Source organism: Ornithinimicrobium sufpigmenti (genome assembly GCF_004322775.1).
GTDB lineage: Bacteria > Actinomycetota > Actinomycetes > Actinomycetales > Dermatophilaceae > Ornithinicoccus > Ornithinicoccus sufpigmenti.
On record NZ_CP036403.1, the window covers coordinates 2,549,236 to 2,566,857 of the forward strand.

Consider the following 17,622-nt stretch of genomic DNA (forward strand, 5'->3'; position numbering starts at 1 on the left):
TCCCACGTACTGCTGAGCGGACTTGGTGCAGCGGGGTGAAGCCTCAGCACAACCTTGATCCCACGATGTGCGGCGTCGTGTCACGGGGCGGTTGAGGCAGGCGGCAGCCCGGTCTGGTTGCGCAGGTCGCCTCGGGCCCGGTCGACGGCCGCCATCAGCTCCCTGTCATCGGTGCGGGAGCCGCGGCCCAGGATGACCTGCTCGTCCAGCTCCCGGGTGGCCAGGTTCTTGCGGACGGTGACCCGTGCGGTGCGGCGCGGGCCGAGGTCGACCACGCGCATGAGCACGACGGTGGCAGTGGTCCGCTCGCGCAGCACCTGCGGCACCTCGCCGGGGCCGGTCTGCGACTTCAGCTGCCACTGCCGCCCGTGGTCACCGTCGGTGAAGGAGACGCTCAGCACCCACAGGTCGGGGTCCCAGGTGCCGGTGTCGACCTCGTGCCAGGACCGCTCCAGGGCCGTCAGACCCTCCGCGGAACGCTCCAGTAGCCGGTACGTCGTCAGCACCAGCCAGTGCCCGGATGCGTCCTCCTGCGCCACGGCGAGGACCCGCTCCCCGCGCGTGAGCTCGGGCAACGCCTCCTGGGGGATGTCTTTGGGGGCGCGCTGCGGCGGGGGCAGCTCCCCGATGACGATCTTGGGTCGGCGCCTGAACAAGGCCACGGTCACTCCATCCTGGCCCGCAGGCGGGCCCGTTCGTGGTGCAGTCGGTTGAGCTCCTCGGCGATCAGCCGCTCCCCGGGCGAGCCAGGCGTCGCCCGCGCCAGCGCGCTCATCCGCTCCGCGACCTGCTGCTCGACGCCCGCGAGGCGGACGCGCAGCACGAGGGAGTCGACGAAGACCTCCGTCGGGACGCCGGTCTCTGGGTCCAGCTTGGAGGGCACCGGGTCCACGGTCAGCCCGTGGACGAGCGGGTGGACCTCCGCAGGGGTATGCCGTACCACCGCCTGCACCCAGGCGGCGGCCGACATCGCCGACGCGGCGGGCACCCCGCCGGCGGTGCGGACGGCGTGCCAGACAGCCCGGTGCATCGGGGCGCGGAAGCCGGCCGGGTCCAGCTCGTCCACGTCCTCGGGGACGATCGCGAGCGGGTACTGCAGGGCCACCTGGAGCAGGTGGCGCTCGGCCATCTGTACCGGGTCACGCAGGTCCGGACGTGGCATCGGTGGCGGGCCGTTCTGGGATGACCCACCACCAGGCGCACCGGGCTCGGGTGTTGCCCCCGGCATACCGGAACCACCTGGCGCCGGTGCAGTCCGTGCCCCACCCGCACCCTTCGGGGCACCCTGCCCACGCCCACCGGCTACCTGTCGCTGCCCGGGCGCCGGCCCCGGGCGGAAGTTCGCGCCCGATCCGCGCTGGGGTGCCCGCGCCGCCTTGTGCACCTCAGCGGTCAGCGACGCAGGGTCGATGCCCATCCAGCCGGCGACGTCGCGGGTGATCTCGGGGCGCAGTGTCTGGTCCTTGATCTGGGCCAGGATCGGCGCGACGGCACGCATGGCCTGCACCCGCTGGGCGGCCTCCGCCAGGTCGTAGGGGGCCAGGGTGGTGCGCACCGCGAACTCGAACATCGGCTGGGCTGCCTCGACCAGCTCCCTGACCCCGCGGCCCTTCTCCTCGTCCGTCTCGCCCTCGCCTGCGACCCAGAGGTCGTTGGGGTCGGCCCCGTCGGCCGCGACCGCGACATAGGACCTGGCCGCCCAGCGCTGGTCCTGCTCGAAGGCCCGCATCGCCGCCTTCTGGCCCGCGGCGTCGCCGTCGAAGGTGAAGATCACCCGCGCCGGGGCCCTGCCCGCCTCGTCGCGCAGGATCCGGCGCAGGATCGTGATGTGGTCGGAGCCGAAGGCGGTGCCGCAGGTCGCGACCGCGGTCTCCACCCCGGCCAGGTGCGCGGCCATGACATCGGTGTAGCCCTCGACGACGACCGCCGTGCGCTCGGCGGCGATGGCCTTCTTGGCCAGGTCGAGGCCGTAGAGCACCCCGGTCTTCTTGTAGAGAGGCGTCTCGGAGGTGTTGAGGTACTTCGCCGGGCTCCAGTCGTCCTCGTAGAGCCGCCGGGCGCCGAAGCCGACGGTGTCCCCCGTGATGGCGCGGATCGGCCACAGCACCCGCCCCTGGAAGCGGTCCGAGAGACCGCGGCCGCGGCGGTTGGCCAGCCCGCCGAGGAGGAGCTCCTCCTCGGTGAACCCCTTGAGCCGCAGGTGGTCGACCAGGGCGGTGCCGGCCCGCGGGGCGTACCCCACCATGAAGCGGGTCGCGTGCGCACCGTTGAAGCCCTTGTCGCGCAGGAAGTCGCGGCCCTTGCGTCCTTCCGCGGAGTGGACCAGTGCCTCGTGGTAGAACTCCTCGGCCACCCGGTGCGCCTCCATGAGACGGGTCCGCTGCCCGACCGGCGGCTGGTCGCTGCGGCCTCCCGGGCCGCCCGTCTCCTCGTAGCGCAGGGTGAAGCCGACCTTGTCGGCGAGCCGCTCGACCGCCTCGGCGAAGGTGAGGTGGTCGATCTTCATCATGAAGTCGATGACGTCACCCCCCTCCTCGCAGCCGAAGCAGTGGTAGGTGCCCAGGGCGGGACGGACGTTGAAGGAAGGTGTCTTCTCGTCGTGGAACGGGCACAGACCCTTCAGCGCCCCCACACCTGCGCTGCGCAGCGTGACGTGCTCCCGGACCACGTCCTCGATGGAGGCCTTGTCCTTCAGTGCCTGCTTGTCCTCGTCGTTGATCCGCCGCACCACGCACCTCCTCTCTTGCGGTGAGTCTAGGTCGCCGGGCCCACATCCCCGCCGGTCGTCCCCAGTGCACCCGTCAGCCGCCGGCCCCCGCCCGCGGAAGACGTCCCTTGAAGACCCGTCAGCCGCGGGCGCCCGCACCTGGGTCAACTCCCCCCAGGGACCCGAGACCGCAGGTGCGCCAGTCCGCCCGGACCGTCCATCTGCCCATACCTCCGTCAGGACACCTGTCGAATGATCCGTCGAGGGAATGCCCCGCGAGCGTCTACCCTTATACGGCTGCGAGCGCGACCGATCTCTCGGTCCCGCGCCCGGCTCACCGGCTTCGCGCCACCCACCCCTGATCCTCGGGAGACCGCCTTGACCGCCGACGCCGATGCCGCCGCACCCGCCCAGACCCTCCACGCCGCCCCGGACGATGCCCGGGTCCGGCTCGTCCTGCGGGTGCTGACGGCCGCGGCCTTCGTGGTCATCCTCAACGAGACGCTGATGGTGAACGCGCTGCCCCGGCTCATGGAGGTCTTCCAGATCACCGCCGCCACGGGCCAGTGGCTCACCACCGGCTTCCTGCTCACCATGGCCGTCGTCATCCCGATGACCGGGTGGCTGCTGCAGCGGGTGAGCATCCAGACGGCGTACGCGCTGGCCATCGGCACCTTCGCCATCGGCACGACCCTGTGCCTCCTCGCGCCCTCGTTCTCCATCCTCCTGCTCGGCCGCGTCGTCCAGGCGGCTGGCACCGCGGTGATGATGCCGCTGCTGATGACGACGATCATGGCGCTGGTCCCCCCGCAGCGGCGGGGTCGGGTGATGGGCAACCTCACCCTGGCCATGTCGGTCGCACCGGCGATGGGTCCGACCGTGTCTGGCGTCATCATGCAGCTGGGGTCCTGGCGTTGGCTGTTCGGCCTGGTCCTGCCCATCGCGATCCTGATGGGGCTGGCGGGCGTGCGTCTGCTGCGGGGCAGCGAGCCCGGCACCCCCACCCGCCTGGACCTGCTGTCGGTGCTCTTCACCGCGCTGGGCTTCGGAGGCGTCGTCTACGGGCTCTCGGCCCTCGGGGAGGCCTCCGGCGGTGGTGCCCCGATCGACCCGCTCTGGGCCCTCCTCGTGGGTGGGCTCGCGCTCGCCCTGTTCGGCTGGCGCCAGGTGGTGCTGCAGCGTCGCGACGACCCGTTCCTGGACCTGCGCACGCTGACCGTCTCGCGGTATGTCGTCGCGCTGGGCGTCCTGTGCCTGGCCTTCATGGGGATGCTGGGCGCCATGCTGCTCCTGCCCATCGTGATGCAGGACGTGCGCGGGATGAGCGTGCTGCAGTCCGGCCTGATGCTCATGCCGGGTGCGGTCGTGATGGGTCTGCTCGGCCCGGCGGTCGGCCGGCTCTACGACCGGGTCGGTCCGCGCCCGCTGGTGGTGCCCGGCTCCCTCGTCCTGGTGGTCGCGATGGGTGGGCTGGCCCTGTCGGTGCAGTCGTCCCCCTGGTGGGTCGTGCTCGCCCTGCACGTCGTGATGAGCATCTCCCTGGCCTTCCTCTTCACCCCCGTCTTCACCTCCGGTCTGGGTTCCCTGCCCCGGCGGCTGGCGTCGCACGGCAGTGCCCTGCTCGGAGCAGCCCAGCAGGTCGCCGGCGCCGCGGGTGCCGCGATGGCGGTGGCCATCATGCAGCTGAGCTCGGTCGCGCTGGTCGCGGACGGGGCCGCGCCGGACGACGCGCTCGGCGCTGGCATCCGCACCGCGCTGCTCGTCGCCGCCGGACTGGCCTGCGTCGTCGCCGTGCTGACCCTGTTCGTGCGGCGCCCGCTCGATGACCCCCAGGACAGCCCCCACGAGCCCCTCGCGGCCCACTGAGCAGCGCCTACGTGGGTGCGTGCTGACACCCGCCCCGCACGGTCCCCCAGCGGGAAGGACCCGCTGAGGAGCGTGCGCGGCATACCCCTGCTCTAGCCTGGGGCCCATGGCCAAGGCGAGCAGCTCCGCGATCGAGCTCGAGGTGGGCGGGCGGACCGTGCGGATCTCCAACCCCGACCGCGTCTACTTCCCCGACAGCGGCCTGACCAAGCTGGACCTGGCGCAGTACTACCTGCAGGTCGGCGACGGGATCGTCACCGCGTTGCGCGAGCGGCCGTGCATGCTCCACCGCTTCCCGGACGGCACGACCGGCGAGCGCGTGCACCAGAAGCGGCTGCCGCACGGCGCACCTGACTGGATGGAGACGGTGCGGGTCACCTTCCCGCGCTACAACCGGACCGCCGACGAGCTGTGCGTCACCGAGCTGGCCCAGGTGATCTGGTGCGTGCAGATGTCGACCGTGGAGTTCCACCCCTGGAACAGCCGCCGCGGGCACGTCGAGCAGCCGGACGAGTGGCGGATCGACCTCGACCCCGGTGAGGAGTGCGACTTGGCCACCGTCCGACGGGTATGCGGCGTCGCCCGGGAGGTGCTGGACGAGCTGGGGGCGGTTGGTTGGCCGAAGACGACCGGCTCCCACGGCATCCACGTCTACGTGCGGATTCCGCCCGAGCACGGCTTCCACGACGTGCGCCGGGCGGCGCTGGCCTTCGCCCGGGAGGTGGAGCGGCGCACCGAGGAGGCGACGACGGTGTGGTGGCGCAAGGACCGCGACCCGCGCAAGGTGTTCGTGGACTTCAACCAGAACGCCCGGGACCACACGATCGCCGCGGCCTACTCCATCCGAGCCACGCCGGAGGCGACCGTCTCAGCGCCGTTGCGGTGGGAGGAGGTCCCCGACTGCGACCCGCGCGACTTCACCGTCCGCACTATGCCGGCCCGGTATGCCGAGCTCGGCGACCTGCACGCAAGGATCGACGACGCCGTCTTCGACCTGGCCCCGCTGCTGGAGTGGGCCGCGCGGGACGAGGCGGAGGGCGCCGAGGTCCCCGGGGAGCCGGACGGGGACTGACCGACTCGGCTGCGGCAGGCCGGTCGACCGGCCCCAGAGCGCGCCTCAGGAGGTCTGCACGTCCACCACGAGCCGCAACGGGTCGTGGAGCAGGAAGACTCGGTAGGGCCGGGGCTCACCCTGCATGCCGATGAAGAGCTGGAGCTGGCCCTCCCAGGGCGTGGTGCGGATGACCTCCTGGACCGCGTCGAGCCGGTGCGTGTCGAGCCCGAAGTCGCCTCCGTCGTAGACCGGGTCTCCCGGCTCGGGGTAGGCCATGCTGTTGAGGACGATCTCCAGGACGGAGTCCCCGGCGATCCCCATCGGCGCACCCGACCCGTCGCGGAGAGGGTTGGGGGTGTAGACGGCGTACCAGCCCGGCCCCGCCGCCCCCGGCTGCGCGGCGAGATCGAGGACGATCCGGTCGAAGCCGTCGTGCACGCCTGCACGGACGCTCGGGGCGTAGACACCGCCACCGGAAGCGGGCCACGGCTCGCCGACCCACTGCTCGTCGGGGTCCATGAACGGCGGGCCACCGCCCGGCGGCGAGGAGCCGTCAGGCGGCGTGACGGGCGAGGTCGGGTGCTGCGAGGTCGGAGCGGGCGAAGCGGGGGCGGTACCCGGCGTCGTCGGTGCCGCCGTCGGATCCGCGGGTGCGGTCGTGGTGGTCGGCGTGGTCGGAGCGTCCTGCGCGGTCGGGCTGGAGGGCGTCCCGGGCGTGGTCGGCGCCACCGTGGGTGAGGCGACTGCCGGCGGCGTAGGCCCGACCGCCGGCGACGTGGGCACGGCCGTCGGCGACCCGACCGGGTCCGGAGCTGCCTCTCCAGTCGCGTCCGTCGTCATGCTGGGGGCCTCGGTCTCGATGCTGGTGGGCGGTGCCTGCTCGGCGTCGGCCGCGGTGACGTCGACCGAGAGCAGCAGCCAGTCGTGGTCGAGCTGGTGCAGGGTCCCGCCATCGGCGAGCACCTCGAGCCAGAAGTCCTCGGCCGTCTGTGCCGGCGGGGGGCAGTCCTGATCCCTGGTGGCCAGATCGCTGCCGGCGAAGGACCCGTCCGCGCGCAGCTCCAGGTCCTGCTGGAACCACCCGCCCCCGCAGTCGTCGGCGACGAAGCCCCAGCCGCGGCCGGCCGCGCCGCCGAAGGAGAAGACCGTCTCGGCGCCGGAGCCGATGACCTCGGAAGCGCGCCGGTCGCTGCCCCAGACCTGGTCGGTCAGCTCCCACGAGGTGCCGGCGAGCTCCGCGGGGTCGGCCACCTGGACCTGCGCATCCGTGTCCATGTCGGCCCTGGCGTCCCTGACGTCCCGCTCCCCCGCCTCGGGCGCGGCCAGGACGAAGGTGGTCAGCCCCGAGGGCAGGTTCGCGACGTGGGGCTCGACCGGACCCACCTCTCCCCCGAACACGCCCGTCTGCCACACCAGCCCGGCCACGGCGACCAGCGCGACGCCGCCGAGCACGCCCGCACCGGCCCGCTTGCGAGAGCGCCGGCGACGACCGCTGCTCCACTGCTCGTGCGGGTCCAGGCTCTCCCGCTCCCCGGGCCACGAGGCGTCCTCCAGCAGGGCCCGGACGTCGAGAGCCGTGCCCCCGTCACCCCGACCGTCCGCGCCATACCCCTCGCTCATCGCTGCCCCTCCCACTGCTGCTCCGCAGCGCGGGCTGCGAGCTCCTCCCGCATCCGGGCGATGGCCTGGTGGGACAGACTCTTGACGGTGCCGACCGCGATCCCCATCACCTCGGCGGCCTGAGCCTCGGTGAGGTCCTCGAAGTAGCGCAGCACCAGCGCGGCACGCTGCCGGGGCGGCAGGGAGCGCAGCACGTCATGGACCTCAGCATCCCTCGCCCTACCCTCCGCGCCGTCACCCACGCCGGCGTCCGGCAACGTCTCGACGACCGTCTCGTGCCGGGTCCTGCGCCACGACGAGACCCGCTGCCGATAGATCACCTTGCGCACGAAGGCGTCGGGGTGCTCGACCTTCTCCCACTTCTCGGCCAGCGCGATGAGCGCCTCCTGCAGCAGGTCCTCTGCCTGGTCCGCGTCTCCGCACATCAGGTATGCCGCACGCCTCAACCGTCCCTGCCGGTCCTGCACGAACTGCGTGTAGGCGGGGTCGGTCGTCACCACGGCGCGCCTCCTCTCGGCTTCCGTCGACCGTCTCCCCACCCTGTCGCCCCGCCGGACGCAAAGGTTCAGGTCGGGCAGCCGCACGTCACGTCGAACGGCTGCACCGGGCCCCGCCCCGGTGTCACGCCCGGGGCGAGGTCTCGACCGTCGGTCCGGTCAGCCGCCGAAGGCGGGGTAGGCCGGCAGGTCCAGCCTGCTCCCCTCCCGCCAGCTGCGCAAGGCCCAGGTCACTGCCTCGTCGCAGAGCGCGGCCGTGTCCGGCAGCTCCTCAGCGCACTCCCGCACCACCCACCGCCAGCGCGCCAGGAGCAGGGCCCGGAACGGAGGACCCCCGTGGTCAGGGTTGATCCTGCGGTCGGCCAGGGCCCCGTCGAGCAGCCACAACGCCCCCGTGACGACCCACAGCGCGACCGCTGCCCGCACCTGACGGTGCCAGTCGGGGTCCTGGGACAGGCCGGGGAGGACCGTCTCGGCGCCCGTGGTGAAGGCCGACAGCATCGAGGAGGTGAGCCCCGAGGGCGGCGCGAAGACGCACCAGCAGGTGGAGAACGGCTCGGCTGCATAGGCAGCCTCCAGAGCGGCGTGCCGGATCCCGGTGCCCTCCAGGTCCACGAAGCGCACCCCGCCGGGTGTCAGCACGGCGTTGTCCGGGCACGCGTCACCGGGGCCCAGGACATGGCGCGCGCTGTCCCCCGCGAGCCAGTCCGCCACGTCGGCGACCTCGGCTGCGGCCGCGGCACCGTGCCGAAGCCCCGCCACCTCGCGCAGCCGGGTGAGGCCGGTCTGCGGGTTGCGGCGTAAGGCGTTTCGATCCTCCGCGATCGCCGGACCGAGCGCCGCCCGCACCGCGGCCGGGGCCGAGGAGGCCGCCCGGAGCGTGCGCCCCAGGGCACCCGCCCAGGCCAGGGTCTGCTGGTATGCCGTGTCCGCGTCCGTGCCGACCAGGACGTCCGCGAGGGTCGGATGGGTGCCCAGGTCCTCCATCAGCAGGCTGGCGCTGGCATCGTCGCTGGCCAGCAGCGTGGGGGCCGAGGGGAGGTGGGCCAGGCCGATCTGCTCCCGCAGGTAGCCCCGGGGCACCGCGCCGCCCGTCGCGTCGGGCGCGAAGGTCTTGACGACGACCGAGGTGCCCCACTCCGCGGGGCCGGAGCGGACGGCATACCGGAGGACCGTGGAGCGGCGTGACCCGCCGAGGTCGACGGGGTCGGCGAGCTCGGCACCGCGCGGGAGCCAGCCTGGTGGGTTCACCGGGCGAGCTCGGCCACGATTTCGCCGGCGGGGCGCTCCTGGGCGGCGCGCCACCCGGACCCCGCCCAGATGTGGATCCCGTGCACGTCCCCGGCGTCCGCAGCCGCCCGCCGCAGCGGCTTGGTCAGCTGGTCGACGACGGGGAAGACCGGGGGTGCGTGGCCCTCGTGCCGGTCGACGAAGTCGTTGCGCACCGCACCGGCGACCCGACCGGTGAACGCCCGCGTGGTGACGCGTTCGGTGAGCGAGGGGTCGCGCAGGGCCGCGCGGTAGGTCTGCGAGGTGCCCGCCTCGGTGGCCAGGAGCAGCGCCGTGCCGACCTGGACGGCGGTGGCTCCGGCGTCCAGGGCCCGGCGGACGTCGCCCGCGGTGGTGATGCCGCCGGCCGCGACGAGCGGCACCTCCACCTCGGGCGCCAGGACCTCGAGCAGACCCAGGTGGTCGATGACGTCCGGCTCGGCCTCGGGGTCGTGGGTGGCCCGGTGGCCGCCCGCCTCGCTCCCCTGGACGACGAGGGCGTCCGGCTGGACGGCGAGCGCGTCCCGGGCCTCGGCCAGCGAGGTCACCGTGAGGTGCACCTCGATCCCGGCCGTACGCCACCGGCCCACCACGTGCGCGGGAGGCACGCCGAAGGTGCAGGACACCACCGTTGGCCGCAGCGTCTCGACCAGGAGCATCTTGTCCGTCCAGTGGTCGGTGTCGCCCCAGGACGGGTGCCCGGGCTCGACCCCCAGCGCCTCCGCCTCCGGCAGCAGGCGGTCACGGAAGGCGCGGACGGCGGCCTCGTGCCGGCTGCGGTCGGCAGCGCGCGGGACGAAGAGGTTGACGCCGAAGGGACGCTGGGTGAGGTCGCGGGTGTGGACGAGGTCGGCGGCCAGCTGCTCGGGCGTGCGGTAGCCCGCCGCGAGCATCCCCAGGCCGCCGGCGTCGCTGACGGCCGCGGCGAGCAGCGGCGTGCTGATCCCCCCGGCCATGGGAGCGCCCACGATCGGCAGGTCTTGCGTCGTCAGCAGGCTGGTCATCGGGACTCCTCGCGTGTTCGGTGGGGCCTTCTCGCGTGTTCTGTGGGGCCTTCTCGCGTGTTCTGTCGGGACTTGTGGGGTGCTCTGTGGGCACTTTGGGCGTGTTCGGTGGCTCAGGCGGTGCCGGGGGTGGTGCGGGCGAAGATCGCAAGGGCACGGACGTCGGAGAGGGAGGCGACCTGGTCGATGACCGCGCGGCGGGCGGCGGTGTCGTCGCCCGCGCGCTCCGCCGCGTCCCAGGCCTCCCGGTGGACGGGGTCCAGCAGCCGGGGATCGGCGAGGTAGCGCCGGACGAGCTCGTTGACGACCTCGCGCTCGTTGTCCATCACCGCACGCCGCTCCTCGCTCAGCATGACGAAGTGCGCAGCCACCGCCTTGAGCATCGCCGCCTGGGCCCGGACCCGGTCGGGGACGACCAGGTCGGCGGCATAGCGGGTGAGCACCCCGGGGCCGTACCGCTCGCGGGTCGCCAGCTCGACGGTGTGCACGAAGTGCCCGATCAGCCGGCTCGTCATGTCCTTCAGGGCCGCCAGGTCCGCGCGGGTGCCGGTGTGCCGCAGCGGGACCACACCGCTGTCCAAGACCGACCCGAGCGCACCCGTGAGCTCGCCGACCGCGAGGTCGGGGGCGTACCAGTCGTGGGCGAGGCGGGCGACCTGGTGCTGGACGTCCCTGTCCCGCAGAGCCTCGGGAGCCACGCGCCCCGAGGCGATCGCGTCCTCGACGTCGTGGACGCAGTAGGCGACGTCATCGGACCAGTCCATCACCTGCGCCTCCAGGCAGGGCCGGTGCGGCTCCTCGGCCGGGGCGTGCGCCCGCACCCAGCGGAAGACCTCGAGGTCGTCGCGGTAGACGCCGAACTTGCCCGACGCCGTCTTCGCCCCTTGTCCCAGCGGTCCCTGAGGTCCGTCCCCGCGCGCCCAGGGGTACTTGGTCGCTGCGTCGAGGCTGGCGCGGGTCAGGTTCAGCCCGGCAGGTCGGCCGTCGGCATGCACCCGCTTGGCCTCGAGCCGGGTCAGCACGCGCAGCGTCTGCGCGTTGCCCTCGAAACCCCCGATGTCGCCGCTCAGCTCGTCCAGCACGGCCTCCCCGTTGTGCCCGAACGGCGGGTGCCCGATGTCGTGGGCCAGGCAGGCGGTGTCCACGACGTCCGCGTCGCAGCCCAGGGCCGCGCCGAACTCGCGTCCGATCTGGGCGACCTCGAGCGAGTGGGTCAGCCGGTTGCGGACGAAGTCGTCGCTGGTCGGCGCCACCACCTGCGTCGTCGCCGCCAGCCGTCGCAGCGCCGCGCTGTGCAGCACCCGCGCCCGGTCCCGCGCGAAGTCATGACGGTCGGAGCGCTTCTGCGCCGGGTCCTCGGCGACCCAGCGCTCCCGGTCGGCCACGGCATACCCCTCCACCTTGAGGCTGACGGGCGACGGGCTGCTCACACCTCGAGGGTATGCGGTGGACCGATGGGAGGATGGCAGGCGTGCGGATCATCGAGCTGTGGACCTTCCCGGTCAAGTCGTTGGGCGGGCAGTCCCGGGACGAGGTCGTCGTGGAGCCGTGGGGTCTGGCCGGCGACCGGCGCTGGGCGATGGTCGACGCCGCCGGGGAGCCGGTCACGGCCCGAGAGCTGCCCGCGCTGCTGGGACTGCGGGCCGAGCAGCTCGATGAGGACACCCTCCGGATCCGTGACCGCGACGGTGGGAGCGTCCTCGTGGACACCCCGCTCGGGATTGGGCCGGTGCCGGTGGGGCACAGCCGACAGGGCGTCGCCAACCCGGCCGACGAGGACGTGAGCCGGTGGATCAGCGAGCGGGTCGGTCGGTCGCTGCGGCTGGTCTGGCAGGAGGATCCGCGCGTGCGGCGGGTGTCTGGTGCGCACGGTGGACAGGAAGGGGACGTGCTGTCCCTCGCGGACGCGGGGCCGCTGCTGCTCACGTCGCACGCGTCCCTCACCCGTCTGCAGGGTTGGGTTGACGAGGGTGACCAGCCCCAGCCCCTGGACATGCTGCGCTTCCGGCCCAACGTCGTCATCGACGGGGAGCAGCCGTTCGCGGAGGATGGCTGGGGGACGGTCCGCCTGGGTGAGGTGACGTTCCGCACCGCGGAGGTCTGCGACCGCTGCGTGCTGACCACCTACGACCCGCAGACCCTCGCCCGGGGCGCCGAGCCGATCGCCACGCTGGCACGGCACCGCAGGTGGGACGGCAAGACCTGGTTCGGCACCCGGCTGGTGCCCCAGGATGAGGGGGTCCTGCGCGTGGGGGACCCTGTCGTCGCCGGTGACGTGCGGCCCTAACCGACCCGCTCTGTCGTTCCCTTGACGCTCGGGCCCTGACCGGTCCCCAGGTCGGCCGAGGCACCGGGCCCGCGCCGGCCCGCGACGGCCGCGCGCACCCGCCCGGCCCCCAGGACCAGCACCGGCCCGAGAGGGCGGGGCGGGACGTCGACATACCCTCCGTCCTGCAAGCCGGCCTGACGCTCGAAGAAGCTGCGTGCGGCCCGGTCGCCGGTCCGCAGCCACGACCAGCCCATCGAGGCGGCGTAGAGCGGCAGGAAGGGCAGACCGAGGCAGGCGGCCCACTGTCGCGAGTGGACCAGCTCGTGCCCGAGCAGCGCAGGCCGTCGGGCGACCAGCAGGTCGAGATCGTGCCGCGAGATGATCACGTCGCCGACGGTGAAGGCGCCGCCGGTGGGGAAGGTCCAGCGGTAGTAGTCGGCCAGGATGCTGCGTCGCGGTCCCCGTCGCAGCCGCGCTCCCCCGGCCCGCGCCATCGCCAGGCCGAGGGGTGTGGACAGGTTGACCCAGTTGAGCAGGTGCCGCACGGTGTCGCTCCGGGTCGTGATCAGCGCGTCGGGAGCGAGCGAGGGATGCCGTGGACCGGGCGCGTTCCGGCGCAGGGACGGTGTCGAGCTCACCGACTGCCCCCGGGGAGGGGATGGCGCACGAGGCTCAGGCGTACCGGGCGCGGGCCCGCTCACGCGCCTTGTCCGCCTCGACCTGCCGGTCCTTCGGCGGGGCGGTCGTCACCAGCGAGTCCAGCAGCTCCTGGGTCGCTGCGGAGATCGCCGCGACTGCCCTGGCGTAGGCCTCCTCGTTGGCCCGTGCCGGCTTGGTGGCGCCCCCGACCTTGCGGACGTACTGCAGGGCCGCGGCCTGGACCTCCTCCGGGGTCGCGGGAGGCGCGAAGTTGTTGAGCGGGCGGATGTTGCGGCACATGCCGTCCATGCTGCCACGGAGGGCTTCGCTGAGGGGGTGGAGCAGCATGATCCTTGTGCGGGGCCTGGGCTCGTCACATCGCCCACGCGCCTACGAGCGGACGGGGTATGAGTGCTGGGTCGTCATTCCGAGGCAGGAAAATGCTGAGAATGCGCACCTCGGTAGGATGGCGAGCAGGGAGCAAGATCAGATCCGCCGCATACCTGAGGAGCGTATTGCCATGACTTACCACGTCTATCTTTCGGGCGAAATTCACACCGACTGGCGCGAGGAGATCCAGCGCGGGGCCGAGGCCGCCGGGCTCGACGTGGTCTTCACCGCGCCGGTGACCGACCACCCCGCGAGCGACGCCGCCGGCGACCACCTGGGCGAGACCCACAGCCAGTTCTGGCGGGACCACCAGTCCGCCAAGGTCAACGCCATCCGCACCCGCACCCTGATCGAGCAGAGCGACCTCGTCGTGGTCCGCTTCGGGGACCAGTACAAGCAGTGGAACGCCGCCTTCGATGCCGGCTACTGCGCCGCCCTGGGCAAGCCGTACGTGACCCTCCACGACGCCGACATCGTCCATGCGCTCAAGGAGGTCGACGCCGCTGCCCAGGCTTGGTGCACGACCACCGACCAGGTGGTGGAAACCCTGCGCTACGTGCTCAAGGCCTGAGACTGTGGCCGCGGTCCCCGGCCATGACTGAGACACGGCAAGGCGCCCGCGTCTCGACAGGCGCAGTGACGGTGCGTCCCTGGGCCCTGGTCAGCTATCTGGTCCTCCTGGCGCCAGTGGCCATGCTCGGTTACGGCGCCTACGAGCCCGGCATCAGGTCGGGACTCGTGGAGGCAGCCATCCCGGGGATCTACAGCCATGCCTCCAACCTGGCTCTGTCCTTCGCTCTGGTCCTGTCCTACGGGCTCCTCCGCCTGCTCACCGGAGCCGAGCTGCGGGAGCTTGTTCTCTTCACAGCGTTGGTCGTCGCAGCCAACTACGGCTACGAACTGTGGCTGCCGCTGTTCAACACCAGGGACATCATGGACGCCCGCTACGGGGCGGGCGGCGCGCTGGCCGCGCTGACCTTCCTTGTCCTCGTCCACCGGTACGGGCTGCGCCAGCCAGCTGGCTGATCCAGGCCTGGCCACGTCGTGGCGCAGGACCGAGATCCTGTCAGGGATGCGGGAGAACGAGGTCGGCCATCACGCCATAGTGGTCGCTGGCCCACACGCCGTGCTCATCCGGTCGATCGAGCACCCGCTGGCAGTCGGCCACGCGCAACGTGGGGCCGTGCAGGCCGCTGCGCACGAGCACGTGGTCGATCTTGCGACTGACACCGGTGGAGACCTCTCCGGCGCGCACGAGCGGGTTGGACACTTCGAACGTGTAGCCAGGGTCATCAGGGTGCACGGACTCCCAGGCGTCCTGGTAGCAGACGCTCAGACCGTCCACAGCTCTGCGGCCGCGGAGGAACAGCATGCTGGCGGAGTCCGGCGTCGCGTCGAAGTCTCCCAGGATGACGGCATGCACCTCCCGGTCGCCGAGGTGCTCCTCCAGAGTCCGTGCGGCCTGCACCGCCTGCTGCTCGCGCTCCAGCTCGTAGGTGAACGGCCAGCTGGGCTTGTGATGGGCGACCACCACGGGACCCAACGGGGTGTCGAGCTCCACGACGGTGGTCGCGGTCCAGGGCAGGACATCCCCGGAGCGCTCCGTGACACGCTGGTCGATCTCCGTGACGAGCCGGTGGGGCCAGCGAGTTGCCAGCGTGCCACCGGTCCCTTCCTCCGACGACCTGGAGAAGTCGGTGGTGCGGTACCTGTCCCCGAGGAGCGTGGAGATCCCCCTGCCGGTAGGCACCTCCTGGAGCGCCACCACGTCTGGGGCGAGCTCACGCAACATGCGCGCCACGAGCCGGTGTCGTCTGTCCCAGCCGGGATTGGCAGGACCGTAGACGTTCATCGTCAGCACCCTCAGCCGCGGATGGCCCGTTGGCGTCTTGAGCACGTGAAGCTCATCCTCGGCCATGACCGAAGTGTGGCAGAGCGGCACTGTCCGGAACCGCCTCTGCGTGCGAACCAGCGAGCCTAGGCGTGCAGGAAATCGGTGAGCGTCGTCGCAAGCTGCCCAGGTGCCTCCTCCGCCATGTGATGCCCGGAACCGATCACGGCGCCAGAAAGGGGTCCGGAACACCAGCGAGCCCAGATCAGGGTCGGGTCGCCGTAGAGGTCCTCGAGGTCATCGTGCGCGGACCAGGCGACGAGGGTGGGGCAACGGATGCGTCGGCCTGAGGCACGGTCCGCCTCGTCGACGGCCCGATCGACGTGCAGGCTCGCCCGATAGTCCTCCAGCATGGCCAGCACCGTGTCCGGGTCGCTCACCGCGGCCACCATGTCGTCGTAGTTCTCCTGCCCCATCCGATCGCGGTCCGGCTGGTACCACGCCAGCGGGTCGGCAGTGATTACTCTGTGCGCGTGGGGTGAGGCGAAGAAGAACCAGTGCCACCACGACTGGGCGAAGGCTGCGTCGGCCCGCTCCAGCGCCTCCACGATCGGGACGCCGTCCAGGACGGCCAGGTGGGTGACGTGCTCGGGGTGGTCGAGGGCGGCCCGATAGGCGACGTAGCTGCCGCGGTCGTGGCCGACGAGGGCGAACCGTTCATGGCCCAGCTCCTCCATCAGGCGAACGATGTCCCTGGCCATGGTGCGGTCGCTGTAGGCATGGTGGGCGCTGTCGGGCGGAGGTTTCGACGACTGTCCGTAACCGCGCAGGTCCGGGCACACCACGGTGAAATCCTGGGCCAGCAGGGGCGCCACGCGGTGCCACGTCGTGTGCGTGCGCGGATGACCGTGCAGCAGGATGACGGCAGGTCCCTCGCCGCCCTGTCGAAGACGAAGCGCGACACCGTCGCCGACGTCGACAAACGTCATCGTGAAACTCGGGAAGAACACGACGCGACCATCTCGCGACAGCGGCCCGGACGCGACCGCAGGCGACGTCCTCGGCCGACCCAGCTGTCGCCGTCGAAAGCCAGCGAACGTGAGGTGTCCGGGTGCAGGATGGGGTGGTGATGTCGAGGGGCCCCGGGACGCGCGACGACATCGCCCGGCTGCTGATGTCGGTCCGGCGCGGGGAGGCCGCGTCCCTGGACCAGTTGGCGGTCCGCGCCCACCTGAGCCGCTACCACCTCTCCCGGCTCCTGCAGCAGCAGCTCGGCTTCCCGCTCCGCGACTTCCTGGCGGCGACGCGGGTCGATCGGGGGATCGAGGTGCTGCTCGACGGGCACCAGGTCACGCGTTCCCAGCTGGAGGCGGGACACGAGTCGGCCTCCAGCTACCACCGGGCCTTCGTGCGGCATACCGGCCTCTCCCCGTCCCAGTTCCGTGCGCAGATGGGGGCGCTGGCCGCGCACCTGATGCGGCACCAGGACGAGGTCACGTCCGCGCTCGTGGCCGTGCACCGGACCTTCCGCCCGGAGGACCACCCGCAGAGGCACCCGCTCACCCTGCGGGTCGAGGGAGCCGCTCCTCGGGCGGCGCTCTTCGTGGCGCTGCACCCGGAGCCGATCGTCCGGGGAGAGCCGCTGCTCGGGATCGCGATGCTCGGCACTGCCCGGCACGTCGTCAGCGCGATCCCCGACGGGGCCTACTACCCCATGGTCGTCGAGGTGCCCCGGGCCGCCGACGTGCGCGCCTACTTCCAGATGAGCACCAACCGGCGCCAGCTCCACCGCGAGCCCGTGACCTTCCCCCTGGCGCAGCCGACCACCGTGACCCTGACCCTACGAGACCTCCTCCCGGCCGACCCGCCCATCACCCTCAACCTGCCCAAGCTCTTCCTCGACGCCGTGTCCGGCCGGGTCGCCCTCAGGTCAGCAACTCAGGACAAGCGGGCGTCCTCCCCCGCTCACTAACGTCGTAGCCACCCAGTCACAGAAGGAGACATCATGGCCACACTGTCGACATACATCGCCTTCCTCGGGAACGCCGCCGAGGCGTTCCGGCACTACCAGGAGGTCTTCGGGGGTGAGCTGGACCTCATGACGTACGGCGACGTCCCGCCGATGGAGGGTATGCCGTTCGAGCCCGACCCGTCCTCGGTCGCGCACGCCAGGCTCGACCTGGACGGTGGCACCATCACCGGCGGGGACGCCATGCCGGGCGAGGACTACGCCGTCCGGGACACCGTCTACTCACTGCTCTACGAGGTGGACGACGTCGAGAAGGCGCGAGAGCTGATCGACAAGCTCCTCGCGGCCGGCGGCTCGGTCAACATGCCTTTCGAGCTGGCACCGTGGGGCTCGCACTACGGTCAGGTCTTCGACAAGTTCGGCGTCATGTGGGCCTTCGACGTGGCCATGACCGAGGATCACGGCGGCTGAGCCGGGTCGGCATAGTCGGCACGGTCGGGCCGGACA

At 72.1% G+C, this 17,622-nt stretch carries 18 protein-coding genes; 7 read left to right on the forward strand and 11 right to left on the reverse strand.

Features of this window, described 5'->3' with window-relative positions:
• Window positions 1-80: 80 nt before the first annotated feature.
• On the reverse strand, window positions 81-662 hold the full coding sequence (locus ESZ52_RS11645; protein WP_131105072.1) for a hypothetical protein: 582 nt from the start codon (window positions 660-662) through the stop codon (window positions 81-83).
• A gap of 2 nt (window positions 663-664) precedes the next feature.
• Window positions 665-2,731, reverse strand: a complete 2,067-nt coding sequence (gene dnaG / locus ESZ52_RS11650) for a DNA primase (protein ID WP_131105073.1) — start codon at window positions 2,729-2,731, stop codon at window positions 665-667.
• 354 nt (window positions 2,732-3,085) lie between these two features.
• Between dnaG and ESZ52_RS11655 the strand changes: the two genes are divergently transcribed.
• Both ESZ52_RS11655 and ligD read left to right on the forward strand, forming a co-directional pair.
• The gene (locus ESZ52_RS11655; RefSeq protein WP_238154542.1) at window positions 3,086-4,573 is read left to right on the forward strand and encodes a DHA2 family efflux MFS transporter permease subunit; all 1,488 of its coding nucleotides are present in this window, start codon (window positions 3,086-3,088) and stop codon (window positions 4,571-4,573) included.
• 106 nt (window positions 4,574-4,679) lie between these two features.
• Complete coding sequence (gene ligD / locus ESZ52_RS11660; protein ID WP_131105075.1) at window positions 4,680-5,645, forward strand: non-homologous end-joining DNA ligase; 966 nt, start codon at window positions 4,680-4,682, stop codon at window positions 5,643-5,645.
• A gap of 45 nt (window positions 5,646-5,690) precedes the next feature.
• Here ligD and ESZ52_RS11665 read toward each other — a convergent pair whose 3' ends face one another.
• From ESZ52_RS11665 to ESZ52_RS11685, 5 genes are all read right to left on the reverse strand, one after another.
• Complete coding sequence (locus tag ESZ52_RS11665) at window positions 5,691-7,247, reverse strand: AMIN-like domain-containing (lipo)protein (RefSeq protein ID WP_131105076.1); 1,557 nt, start codon at window positions 7,245-7,247, stop codon at window positions 5,691-5,693.
• Window positions 7,244-7,744, reverse strand: a complete 501-nt coding sequence (locus ESZ52_RS11670) for a SigE family RNA polymerase sigma factor (RefSeq protein ID WP_202865330.1) — start codon at window positions 7,742-7,744, stop codon at window positions 7,244-7,246. Before ESZ52_RS11670 ends, ESZ52_RS11665 begins: the two co-directional genes overlap by 4 nt.
• Window positions 7,745-7,903: 159 nt before the next feature.
• Window positions 7,904-8,995 (reverse strand): hypothetical protein, encoded by a 1,092-nt coding sequence (locus tag ESZ52_RS11675; RefSeq protein WP_131105078.1) that lies wholly within the window; start codon window positions 8,993-8,995, stop codon window positions 7,904-7,906.
• Window positions 8,992-10,017, reverse strand: a complete 1,026-nt coding sequence (locus ESZ52_RS11680) for an NAD(P)H-dependent flavin oxidoreductase (RefSeq protein WP_131105079.1) — start codon at window positions 10,015-10,017, stop codon at window positions 8,992-8,994. Before ESZ52_RS11680 ends, ESZ52_RS11675 begins: the two co-directional genes overlap by 4 nt.
• A gap of 113 nt (window positions 10,018-10,130) precedes the next feature.
• On the reverse strand, window positions 10,131-11,447 hold the full coding sequence (locus ESZ52_RS11685; protein ID WP_181009985.1) for a deoxyguanosinetriphosphate triphosphohydrolase: 1,317 nt from the start codon (window positions 11,445-11,447) through the stop codon (window positions 10,131-10,133).
• A 41-nt stretch (window positions 11,448-11,488) separates the two neighbouring features.
• Here ESZ52_RS11685 and ESZ52_RS11690 point away from each other — a divergent pair, with 41 nt between their 5' ends.
• Window positions 11,489-12,304 (forward strand): MOSC domain-containing protein, encoded by an 816-nt coding sequence (locus ESZ52_RS11690; RefSeq protein WP_131105080.1) that lies wholly within the window; start codon window positions 11,489-11,491, stop codon window positions 12,302-12,304.
• Here the strand turns inward: ESZ52_RS11690 and ESZ52_RS19315 are convergent.
• Both ESZ52_RS19315 and ESZ52_RS11700 read right to left on the reverse strand, forming a co-directional pair.
• Window positions 12,301-12,924, reverse strand: coding sequence for a hypothetical protein (locus ESZ52_RS19315; protein ID WP_181009984.1), 624 nt, complete (start codon window positions 12,922-12,924; stop codon window positions 12,301-12,303). The genes ESZ52_RS11690 and ESZ52_RS19315 overlap by 4 nt on opposite strands.
• Window positions 12,925-12,958: 34 nt before the next feature.
• Window positions 12,959-13,225, reverse strand: a complete 267-nt coding sequence (locus tag ESZ52_RS11700; protein ID WP_131106598.1) for a DUF2277 domain-containing protein — start codon at window positions 13,223-13,225, stop codon at window positions 12,959-12,961.
• A 220-nt stretch (window positions 13,226-13,445) separates the two neighbouring features.
• On the opposite strand from ESZ52_RS11700, the gene ESZ52_RS11705 reads away from it, so the two are divergent.
• Both ESZ52_RS11705 and ESZ52_RS11710 read left to right on the forward strand, forming a co-directional pair.
• Window positions 13,446-13,886 carry a YtoQ family protein gene (locus ESZ52_RS11705; RefSeq protein WP_131105081.1) on the forward strand — a complete coding sequence of 147 codons (441 nt, stop codon included), beginning with the start codon at window positions 13,446-13,448 and terminating at the stop codon, window positions 13,884-13,886.
• A 23-nt stretch (window positions 13,887-13,909) separates the two neighbouring features.
• The gene (locus tag ESZ52_RS11710; RefSeq protein WP_145968828.1) at window positions 13,910-14,341 is read left to right on the forward strand and encodes a hypothetical protein; all 432 of its coding nucleotides are present in this window, start codon (window positions 13,910-13,912) and stop codon (window positions 14,339-14,341) included.
• A 40-nt stretch (window positions 14,342-14,381) separates the two neighbouring features.
• Here ESZ52_RS11710 and ESZ52_RS11720 read toward each other — a convergent pair whose 3' ends face one another.
• Window positions 14,382-15,233 carry an endonuclease/exonuclease/phosphatase family protein gene (locus ESZ52_RS11720; RefSeq protein ID WP_131105083.1) on the reverse strand — a complete coding sequence of 284 codons (852 nt, stop codon included), beginning with the start codon at window positions 15,231-15,233 and terminating at the stop codon, window positions 14,382-14,384.
• 59 nt (window positions 15,234-15,292) lie between these two features.
• A complete protein-coding gene (locus ESZ52_RS11725) occupies window positions 15,293-16,135 on the reverse strand; it encodes an alpha/beta fold hydrolase (protein WP_131105084.1) in 843 nt (280 codons plus the stop codon).
• A 140-nt stretch (window positions 16,136-16,275) separates the two neighbouring features.
• On the opposite strand from ESZ52_RS11725, the gene ESZ52_RS11730 reads away from it, so the two are divergent.
• Both ESZ52_RS11730 and ESZ52_RS11735 read left to right on the forward strand, forming a co-directional pair.
• Window positions 16,276-17,118, forward strand: a complete 843-nt coding sequence (locus ESZ52_RS11730) for a helix-turn-helix domain-containing protein (protein ID WP_131105085.1) — start codon at window positions 16,276-16,278, stop codon at window positions 17,116-17,118.
• Window positions 17,119-17,151: 33 nt separating this feature from the next.
• On the forward strand, window positions 17,152-17,586 hold the full coding sequence (locus ESZ52_RS11735) for a VOC family protein (protein ID WP_202865331.1): 435 nt from the start codon (window positions 17,152-17,154) through the stop codon (window positions 17,584-17,586).
• The last annotated feature ends 36 nt before the right edge of the window (window positions 17,587-17,622 follow it).

Bases quoted from the DNA above. Each gene is read 5' to 3' on its own strand.
- ESZ52_RS11705 (WP_131105081.1), top strand. From the start codon at position 13,446: ATGACTTACCACGTCTATCTTTCGGGCGAAATTCACACCGACTGGCGC.
- ESZ52_RS11665 (WP_131105076.1), bottom strand. From the start codon at position 7,247: ATGAGCGAGGGGTATGGCGCGGACGGTCGGGGTGACGGGGGCACGGCT.
- ESZ52_RS11720 (WP_131105083.1), bottom strand. From the start codon at position 15,233: ATGGCCGAGGATGAGCTTCACGTGCTCAAGACGCCAACGGGCCATCCG.
- ESZ52_RS11700 (WP_131106598.1), bottom strand. From the start codon at position 13,225: ATGTGCCGCAACATCCGCCCGCTCAACAACTTCGCGCCTCCCGCGACC.
- ESZ52_RS11735 (WP_202865331.1), top strand. From the start codon at position 17,152: ATGGCCACACTGTCGACATACATCGCCTTCCTCGGGAACGCCGCCGAG.
- ESZ52_RS11680 (WP_131105079.1), bottom strand. From the start codon at position 10,017: ATGACCAGCCTGCTGACGACGCAAGACCTGCCGATCGTGGGCGCTCCC.
- ESZ52_RS11730 (WP_131105085.1), top strand. From the start codon at position 16,276: ATGTCGAGGGGCCCCGGGACGCGCGACGACATCGCCCGGCTGCTGATG.
- ESZ52_RS11725 (WP_131105084.1), bottom strand. From the start codon at position 16,135: ATGACGTTTGTCGACGTCGGCGACGGTGTCGCGCTTCGTCTTCGACAG.
- ESZ52_RS11710 (WP_145968828.1), top strand. From the start codon at position 13,910: ATGACTGAGACACGGCAAGGCGCCCGCGTCTCGACAGGCGCAGTGACG.
- ligD (WP_131105075.1), top strand. From the start codon at position 4,680: ATGGCCAAGGCGAGCAGCTCCGCGATCGAGCTCGAGGTGGGCGGGCGG.